This is a genomic window from Phenylobacterium sp., from assembly GCF_030681155.1.
In the GTDB taxonomy this organism is placed as follows: domain Bacteria; phylum Pseudomonadota; class Alphaproteobacteria; order Caulobacterales; family Caulobacteraceae; genus Phenylobacterium.
This window is the reverse complement of sequence record NZ_JAUXXE010000037.1, coordinates 23,909-32,480: the sequence shown is the minus strand read 5'-3', so window position 1 is coordinate 32,480 and position 8,572 is coordinate 23,909. Positions and strand designations below refer to the sequence as shown.

General features: G+C 66.7%; 9 protein-coding genes. 4 read left to right on the top strand and 5 right to left on the bottom strand.

Going from position 1 to position 8,572, the window contains the following annotated elements:
• A partial coding sequence (locus Q8M13_RS09695; RefSeq protein WP_305299707.1) for a TonB-dependent receptor domain-containing protein occupies positions 1 to 1,060 on the top strand: 1,060 nt, incomplete at its 5' end.
• On the opposite strand, the gene Q8M13_RS09690 is transcribed toward Q8M13_RS09695, so the two are convergent.
• Positions 1,057 to 2,052 (bottom strand): LysR family transcriptional regulator, encoded by a 996-nt coding sequence (locus tag Q8M13_RS09690; RefSeq protein WP_305299706.1) that lies wholly within the window; start codon positions 2,050 to 2,052, stop codon positions 1,057 to 1,059. The two genes, Q8M13_RS09695 and Q8M13_RS09690, sit on opposite strands and share 4 nt — an antisense overlap.
• Positions 2,053 to 2,148: 96 nt before the next feature.
• Between Q8M13_RS09690 and Q8M13_RS09685 the strand changes: the two genes are divergently transcribed.
• Positions 2,149 to 2,757 (top strand): FMN-dependent NADH-azoreductase, encoded by a 609-nt coding sequence (locus Q8M13_RS09685; RefSeq protein WP_305299705.1) that lies wholly within the window; start codon positions 2,149 to 2,151, stop codon positions 2,755 to 2,757.
• Positions 2,758 to 2,900: 143 nt separating this feature from the next.
• Here the strand turns inward: Q8M13_RS09685 and Q8M13_RS09680 are convergent, their stop codons facing one another.
• Complete coding sequence (locus Q8M13_RS09680) at positions 2,901 to 3,410, bottom strand: GNAT family N-acetyltransferase (RefSeq protein ID WP_305299704.1); 510 nt, start codon at positions 3,408 to 3,410, stop codon at positions 2,901 to 2,903.
• Positions 3,411 to 3,589: 179 nt separating this feature from the next.
• On the opposite strand from Q8M13_RS09680, the gene Q8M13_RS09675 reads away from it, so the two are divergent.
• Positions 3,590 to 4,225 carry a DsbA family protein gene (locus tag Q8M13_RS09675; protein ID WP_305299703.1) on the top strand — a complete coding sequence of 212 codons (636 nt, stop codon included), beginning with the start codon at positions 3,590 to 3,592 and terminating at the stop codon, positions 4,223 to 4,225.
• Positions 4,226 to 4,235: 10 nt separating this feature from the next.
• Here Q8M13_RS09675 and Q8M13_RS09670 read toward each other — a convergent pair whose 3' ends face one another.
• The 3 genes from Q8M13_RS09670 to Q8M13_RS09660 all read right to left on the bottom strand — a co-directional run bounded on the left by Q8M13_RS09670 (position 4,236) and on the right by Q8M13_RS09660 (position 7,608).
• On the bottom strand, positions 4,236 to 5,264 hold the full coding sequence (locus Q8M13_RS09670) for a rhodanese-like domain-containing protein (protein ID WP_305299702.1): 1,029 nt from the start codon (positions 5,262 to 5,264) through the stop codon (positions 4,236 to 4,238).
• 68 nt (positions 5,265 to 5,332) lie between these two features.
• On the bottom strand, positions 5,333 to 6,523 hold the full coding sequence (locus tag Q8M13_RS09665; RefSeq protein ID WP_305299701.1) for an alpha/beta hydrolase: 1,191 nt from the start codon (positions 6,521 to 6,523) through the stop codon (positions 5,333 to 5,335).
• Between the two features lie 263 nt (positions 6,524 to 6,786).
• Complete coding sequence (locus Q8M13_RS09660; protein WP_305299700.1) at positions 6,787 to 7,608, bottom strand: MipA/OmpV family protein; 822 nt, start codon at positions 7,606 to 7,608, stop codon at positions 6,787 to 6,789.
• Positions 7,609 to 7,835: 227 nt separating this feature from the next.
• Here Q8M13_RS09660 and Q8M13_RS09655 point away from each other — a divergent pair, with 227 nt between their 5' ends.
• A complete protein-coding gene (locus tag Q8M13_RS09655) occupies positions 7,836 to 8,486 on the top strand; it encodes a glutathione S-transferase family protein (RefSeq protein WP_305299698.1) in 651 nt (216 codons plus the stop codon).
• Positions 8,487 to 8,572 lie beyond the last annotated feature (86 nt).

The following is an 8,572-nucleotide window of genomic DNA, read 5'->3' as shown; positions in this document are numbered from 1 at the left end:
GATGCCGTTCACCGACACCCTGACCGGCACCTTCGCGATCCGCTACGAGGACTACGGCGGGAACATCGGCTCGACCACCAATCCGAAGGTGGCCCTGAAGTGGCAAGCGACCGACTGGCTGGCGTTCCGCGCTTCGGCCGGTTCGACCTTCCGCGCGCCGCCGACGACACAGGTCGCCAACACCGTCACGACCAACCTGTCCTACACCTCTGCAGCCGGCGGCTATCGCGCCTACGATCTGTGGGGCAATCCGAACCTGGATCCAGAAAAGGCCAAGACGCTCAACCTCGGCGTTCTGTTCGAACAAGGCGACTTCCGCGCCTCGCTCGACTATTGGGCGTTCGACTTCGAAGGTCCGATCAAGAGCGAAAGCGGCGCGCAGATCGTCAACACGATCTTCCCCGCTGGCGGCAACAACTGCAACGTCGCGGCCTTTGCGGCTCTGCAATCCCGGATTACCTTCGGCGGCGACGGCTCCTGCTTGGCCAGCAACATCAACCGCATCCGCCACTACTACGTGAACGGTCCGGACGTGAAGACCAGCGGCCTCGACTTCTCGGCCAACTACAAGCAGCGTGACGTCTTCGGCGGCGACATGAACTTCGGCGTCGATCTGACCTACGTGCTGGAATACGTGGTCGCCGAAACCACCATCGAAGGCGTCAAGACGGCCGGCGAAACCGACTATGTCGGCATGATGGACTACCTCGGCTACGGCTCGCAGCCGCAGTGGAAGGGCAGCGCCTTCGCCGAATTCAACCGCGGTGAGCACAACATCCGCTGGACCGTCCGCTACGTCGACAACATGATCGACACCCGTGGTGATCCGAAGGTCTCGACGACCTTCCAGACCAACCAGAATGGCCGCAAGATCGACGCCTTCATCACTAACGACCTCAGCTATCGCGTGTTCCTGCCTTGGGAAACGACGCTGACCGCCGCGGTGATCAACGTGTTCGACCAAGACCCGGGCTTCGCCCGTCTGGACCTCAGCTACGACCCCTTCACGGCCAATCCGCTCGGCCGTTACTACAAGCTGGGCATCACCAAGAAGTTCTAGAGGCCTTCCTCCTCCAGAACGACAGAAGCTGGGCGGCTCCCTCGGGGGCCGCCCTTTTTTTGTTCGCGCGCGTCCATGTGCGCGTAGCAGACGTCCCAATAGGGCTCGCCGCCAAACCGCTCGATCAGCAGTTCGGTCAGGGCCCGGACCTTGCCCGGCATGTGCCCGGCCGGCGGCGGGCGCACGACATAGAGCCCGGCCTCGGGCATCGGAAAGTCCAGCAGCAGCGGGACCAGTTCACCGCGCTCGATCGCCGGTCCCACCAGGAAGGTCGGCAGCATCGCCACCCCCAATCCGGCGACCGCCGCGGCCAGCAACGCTTGGCCATTGTCGGCCTTGAACCGGCCTTCGGGGCGCAGGGTGAATGTCTTGCGCCCATCCTGGAACCGCCAGACCTCCGAGCCTTGCATCAGGGCCTCGCACCCCGTCAGATCCTCCGGCCGCTGCGGCGTCCCATGCGCGGCCAGATAGGCGGGGCTTGCCACCACCGCGACCTTGATCGGGGCGATCTTGCGGGCGACCAGGCTGGAATCCTCCAGCGTCCCCAGCCGCACCGCCACGTCGTAACGCTCGCCGATCAGGTCCACGTAGCGGTCGCTATAGGAGGCGTCGATCTGCAGCTTCGGATGACGCACCGCCAGTTCGGCCAGCACCGGCGCCAGGTGGCTCATGCCGAACGACAACGGCGCGGCCACGCGCAGGCTGCCGACAATCTCATCGCCCCGCTGGGCCAGAGCGTCCCGCGCGGCGTCCAGCTCGGCCAGCACGCGCTCGGCGTGCTCCTTGAATTCCACCCCGGCTTCGGTGACCGCCACGCCCCGCGTCGTGCGGCTGAGCAATTGTGCGCCCAGCTCGGCCTCCAGCCGCGCAACCCGCCGGCTGACCATCGATTTCGACAGGCCCAGCCGCGTCCCGGCCCGGCCGAACCCGCCCGCCTCGGCCACTTCGACAAAGGCCCTGATGTCGTCCAGCTCCACGGCGCCGTTCCCCATACTGCAACAATCTGGTGCCGAATATGGGGCTACTGTTGCAGGTTTGGAACCCTCACCTTCCAGCTGTCATTCAACAGCGCCCCCTGGAGGGGTGCCATGTCCAACATTCTCGTTCTCAACAGCAGCGTCAGCGGCGAAGCCTCGGTCTCGCGTCTTCTGGTGGCCGACGCGGTCACCGAACTGACCCAGCGCGATCCGTCCGCCAAGCTGGTCTTCCGCGACCTGGCCGCCAACCCTCTGCCGCACTTGACGCCCGAGACCGTCGCTGGGGTGCGCTCGCAAGCCACCACGCCGGCCGAGCAGCTCGCCCGCGCCTTGTCGGACGAACTGATCGCCGAACTGCGCGCCGCCGACACCATCGTCATCGGCGCCCCGATGTACAATTTCAGCATCCCGACCACCCTGCGCAGCTGGTTCGACCACGTCCTGCGCGCCGGCGAGACCTTCAGCTACTCCGAAGCCGGTCCGAAGGGCCTGCTGTCAGGCAAGAAGGTAATCGTGGTCGAGGCGCGCGGCGGCCTCTACAGCGAGGGCCCGGCCCAGGCGACCGACTTCCAGGAGCCCTATCTGCGCCAGCTCCTGGGCTTCATCGGCCTGGCCGACGACCTGACTTTCATCCGCGCCGAAAAGATCGGCTACGGCCCCGACGCCCGCGATCAGGCCCTGGCCGACAGCCGCGCCGAACTCGCCAAGCTACCGGCCTAGGGCGCCGCCGTTCCCCCTTCCAGATCGTCATCCCCGGGCTCTTGTCCCGGGGGATCCATACGCGCAAGCAAGTCTCCGACTTCGGAGTCTATGGATGGCCGGCTCAAGTGGCCGGCCATGACGAGCCGGAGGAGAGGAACGCGCTAGACCTCCCGCCGCATGAACACCCGAGCGCTCTCGTCCAGACCGCGCGCCTCATGCTCGGCCCGGATTTCCGCCATGCCCGGCGTCAACGCCTCGACATCGGCGAACCCCAGCCGCCGATAGTAGGGCGCGTTGAACGGCACATCCTTGAACGTCGAGAGCGTCAGCGCCGGCCAGCCGCGCCCTCGCGCAACCTCCGCCACCGCCTCGATCAGCCGCGCCCCGATCCCGCGCCGCTCATGTGAGGGCAGGACGTCGATCTGCTCGATATAGCCGCAGCCCTCGACCGCCCGAAACATCACGAAAGCCACGACCTCCCCGTCCTGCTCGGCGACCAGCAAGCCGCCCGCCGCGATCCGCTGCGTCAGGGTCGCCCCATCGGTCGGCTCGTCATCCGCCAGCGCCGCCCGCGCAGTGCCGACGAACCGGCTGGCGGAGGCGCGCTCGATCTGGCGCACCCGTTCGATTTCAGAGGTCGTCGCCGCCCGCAGACGCATGTCGTCGGTCATCGGAAATATCCGGAACTGGAATGGATCCCTTGGGCGGCGCTTCGCCGCCCGTTCAAAGCGCTCGCGTGGTCGCGATCAGGCTCTCAAGGATCGTGAACTCCGGAAGGCTCGCCGAAATTGTCGGCTGCAACTACATAGTCCCGCAAACAACCTCGCGCCAAGCAGCCAGGATCGCCCCGATGGACACACCCCGCCTGATCTATTTCGCCGATCCGATGTGCTCGTGGTGCTACGGCTTCTCGCCGGTGATCCAGCAGATCCGCGAGACCTTCGGCCGCGCGCTGCCGATCCAGGTCGTCATGGGCGGCCTGCGCCCCGGAACCGACACGCCCAGCACCGATACGGCCAAGGCCGAGCTGAAGACCCACTGGGGCCATGTCCACGAGGCGACCGGCCTGCCCTTCGACGGCGCCGTGCTCGACCGCGAGGGCTTTCTCTATGACACCGATCCGGCCGCCCGCGCGGTGGTCCGCGTGCGCCGCGAGGACGGCGAGAAGGCCGTCACCTTCCTGCGCCGCCTGCACCACGCCTTCTATGCCGAAAACCAGGACGTCACTGATCCGCAGGTGCTGGCCACCCTGGCCGCCGAGTTCGGCGTCGAGCGCGATGCGTTCCTCGCCGACTTCGACACCGACGACCTGAAGCACGAGACCTGGAACGACTACGCCACCGCCCAGCGCGCCGGCGTCACCGGCTTCCCCACACTGGTCGGGGGTCCGAACGAGGAAGGCGCCTACGGCGTCGTCAATCGCGGCTTCCAGCCCGGCGATCAGGTTCTGGCCGTCCTGCACCAGTGGCTGGGCACGGACGCCTGAGCAGCACGCCTCAGCTCTCGGTCTCGTAACCGGCCTCGCGCCAGGCCTTCATACCGCCGTCCAGCGCCACCGCTCGGCCAAAGCCGAGATCGCGCAAGGTCGCCGCCGCCAGCGTCGAGATCTTGCCGAACTCGCAGCAGGTGACGATCCGCACCGTCGGGTCGGGCAGTTCGGTATTGACCCGCAGTTCCAGTTGCCCGCGCGGCAGGTTCACCGCCCCGGGAACATGGCCGGCCTCAAAGGCGTCCTTCTCGCGCACGTCCAGCACCACCAGGTCGCGGCTGTTGCCGCCGATCCGGGCCTGCAGTTCGGCCATCGACATGAAGGGCGCCTTGGCCGCCGCCTCGGCCAGCAGTTGGCCCACGGTCTTGCCCCCGCTCATATTGGTCCGCAGCGCCTCGGTCAGGTGGGTCGGCGCCGACAGATCCAGGCTCTGCATCATCTCCACAAAGTCCGCGCGATCGGTCTTCTGCAGCCGGGGGTTCTCGGCGATCTCCACCGCGAGCGTAGAGTGCGAGCGGCCTTTGTAGTCATGGGCCGGGAACACCAGCAGCTCCGCCGGCAGCTTCAGCAGCTTGTCGAACAGGCTCTCGTGCAGTTGATGCGGATCGCCGCTCGGCAGGTCGGTACGTCCCGTGCCTCCGATCAGCAGGGTGTCGCCCGTGAACACCCGGTCGGCCATCACCAGGCACATGGAATCGCGCGTGTGCCCCGGCGTGTGCAGGGCCTGGAGCCGCATCTCGCCGACGATCAGCATGTCGCCGTCGTCCAGGCGGATGTCGGCGAACGGCGCCGGGCTCAAGCGGTTCATGACCACCGGCGCGCCGAGCGCCTTGCCCAGTTCGCGGCTGCCGGAGAAGTGGTCGGCATGGGTGTGGGGGTCGACGACATAGCGGACATGCAGGCCAAGCTGGCTGACTAGGCCGAGGTAGCGGTCGATCTGGCTAAACTCCGGATCGATCAACACCGCCGACCGCGTCGCCTCGCATCCCACCAGATAGGACTGGCAACCGCCCGTGGCGATCTGCTCGAAGATCATGCGCCATTCTCCCTGCCCGCCGGCAAGCTCGCGCTGAATGGGATAGCCCGCAAGTCTTACCGGGGCTCTTAGCGCTGCGTCGCGGCGCTGGGCGCGCCGACGGCTCCGGTCATGCCTTCGATCTGACTGTTCAGGTTCTCGCGGGTCGCGGGATCGACCACTGCGATCGGCGTGCTGATGATGACCCCGGCGGCCGAGCCGACAAACTTGGTCGCCCCGATCGCCAAGGCGCTGACGTGATCGCCGATCCCGGCGCGGGAATCGGTCAGGGGCTGGCCCTCGATCAGCCGCTGGCCGATCAGCTTCACCACATCGGGGCTCTCGGCGAACTTCGAATGGTTCAGGCGGTCGCCGGTCCGCAGCTTGGACATGTCGATCACCGTGATCCCGGAGTTCTCAAGCAGGGAGAGGTAGGGCTCCTGGCTCGGATTGATCGCGCCCAGCCGCCCGACATTCCCGGCGATCAGCCGCGACAGCCGCAGCGCCCGGTCGTCATTGGAGACAAAGATCGTGAACTTCGGCCGCTCCGGCCCCAGCATCTGAAATTGCCGGACGAAGACGTCGATATCGAGATCGGGCGACGCCAAGATCACGTTCGTGACCTTGGCCGGCACGCGCCCCTCGCGGATCGCCGACTGCCGCAACGCCTCCATGGCCAGCCACGCGCCCATCGAATGGGCCAGGACGGTGATTTCCTTGACGCTGTCGTTGTGCGCGGCCCGCAACAGCCCCGCCTCCAGGGCGTCGCGCGAGAAGTTCGTGCTCTCGCGATCGTAGTTGTAGGCGTAGATCCCGCCGCGCGAGGGCCAGGTGAACAGCACCGGCGCGACGGGCGCCCCGCTATCCTTGATGATCTGGGCATAGCGGAACACCGCAACCCCAAACCGGGTGTTGAAGCCGTGGACGAAGATCATCAGGCGGCCGTCCGCGCCGGCCTGCTTCTCAATCCACAGGTCGATCTCATCCAAGGTCCTGCGCTGCACCGACAGCACCGCGAACTCCGTGGCGGGATCGGGCGTCGAGGTTTTCGGCCACTGGACCTGACCCGGCGTACGCGCGCTGGCGGGCGGCAGCGACACCGCAACCTCGTTGATCAAATAGTCGAAGCCGCGCTCGCCGGTGAACAGCACATTGGGATCGTCGGACGGCTTGCGGGTCGTCACCACCAGCATGTCGACCCGGCTGGCCCCTTCGGGCGCGTTCGCCGTTGGCGCCATGAACGCGGTCGGACCGCTGGAGCAGGCCTGCAGCGCGATCATCAAGCAGGCCGCCATCGTGACCTGCCGCGCGGGGCGCATTCGTGCCGATCTCGACCGCACTCGACCCATTGACGCCACTGCTCCACTCGGCCTGCCAAACGTGGCGCGGCCGCTGGGGTCAAGCTATCGGGAAAAACCCCTACGGACGAGTTCGCGCGGCCCCAGCCGGAAGACGGCCTTGGCTCCGGGTCTAGGCGCCGTCGGGACCAGACGAATGGCTCAGCCCAGTCCGTCGCGCTTTTAGCGAGCGCCGCTAGGGACCGTCATTGCCCCAGCGAATAGCGAACGCTGAGACTGACGCTGAACTGGTCGCGCGAACCCAGATCCGCCACGATCGGGCTGTCGGCCGCATCACCCGTCAGGCGCCGGTAGGAGCCGACGCTTTCCAGGCTCCAGCGCGGGTTCACCCGGTACTCGGCGCTGACGATCGCGCCGGGAGACCAAGAGGCGCCGCTGGGCGAAAAGGCCTGAACGCCCAACGGGCTGCGCGACGCCTCCAGCGGCGTGACTTCGAAATATTTGCGGGTGAACGAGGCGTCTCCCCATCCCAGGCGCGGCCCGGCGGTCAACACCCAGCGATCGGCGCGGACGATGGCGTCTGCGCCGAAGTCGCCCACCCAGCTGTCATGCCCGCCGAAGCCATGCCGCGCCTCGGCGCGCAGGCGCATCCAATCGGCCGGCCACCAATTGACGAAGACACCGCCCTCGACCGTACCGTCAATCTTGTCGAAGCCGCGAAGATCGTTGTCGTTATCGCGAGAGGAGCGCCAGCGGCCGACAACGCCGGCGGTCAACGGTCCCTTTCCGAGCAAACCAAGGCTGACCCCGTCATCAGGGGCTCCGGAAGGTTGAGGCGTCGCATCGCGCCGCGACAAGACCACGGCGCCGGTGAACCCGGCGCCATAGTCGTCCGATCCCAAATAATCTGGCGCGTACCGCACCCCGGCCCGGACGCTGTCGAGCGTCCATCCGAGGATGGTCGGCGCGGGAATCGCATCCTGCGCCTGCGCCGCCGACGCCGCGATCATGGCGATGACGAAGGGCAGTGAGGCGGAACTGGCCAACACCAGACAGCGCGAAACCATCCGGCGACCGCTCGCAGGCTCTCGAATACTTATAGGCAAGTTGAAGCCCCTTCTGCCCGCTTGTGGACATGGAACGCGATACGCAATGTTCGGTTGCCACTCGCTCCCGCGCCTCGTCTCGGGGCCGCCGGTTGGAAAAATTCGAACCGGTGTCGTGAAGCGTGCCCGTTGTTCGTCCTAGGCTACGAAGACCTGACGGAAGGTCGTCCATCGCCCGGAGCTCTCCGATGCCCCCGATCATAACCGCGTTCAAAAGCTCGCCCGACCGCGGCCGGGGCCTGGCGCGCGACATGCGCGTTCGCTGGGCGTTCGAGGAAGTCGGCCAACCCTATGAGGTGCGCCTCGTCTCGTTCGGCGAAATGAAGCAGGCCCCGCATCTGGCGCTGCACCCCTTCGGCCAGATCCCGACCTATGAAGACGGCGACCTGGCGCTATTTGAGTCCGGCGCCATTGTGCTCCATATCGCCGATCGCCATCCCGGCCTGCTGCCAGGCGACGCCGACGCCCGCGCGCGCGCGATCGGCTGGATGTTCGCCGCGCTCAGCACGGTGGAGCCGCCGATCATCGACCTCCAGATCGCCAAACTACTGGAGAACGACAAGCCTTGGGCCGAGCAACGCCTGCCCCTCGTCGAAGAGCGGATCCGTGAGCGGCTTGGCCAGCTCTCCAATCGCCTCGCCGACGCCGACTGGCTGGACGGTGAGTTCAGCGCCGGCGACCTGATGATGGCCTCGGTCCTGCTCAGGTTGGGAGACTCCGGCATTCTGGAGGAGTATCCCAACATCTCGGCCTATATCGCGCGCGCCGAAGCTCGGCCGGCCTACAAGCGTGCTTTCGATGCGCAGCTCGCGGTCTTCATCGCCGCATCAAACGGCTGACGACCGCAGCTTGAGCGTGGAGGCGTCTCCACTTCGCGGACATTCTCAACCAAGACGATTGTTCGTTGCCAACCCCGGAGCGCGGC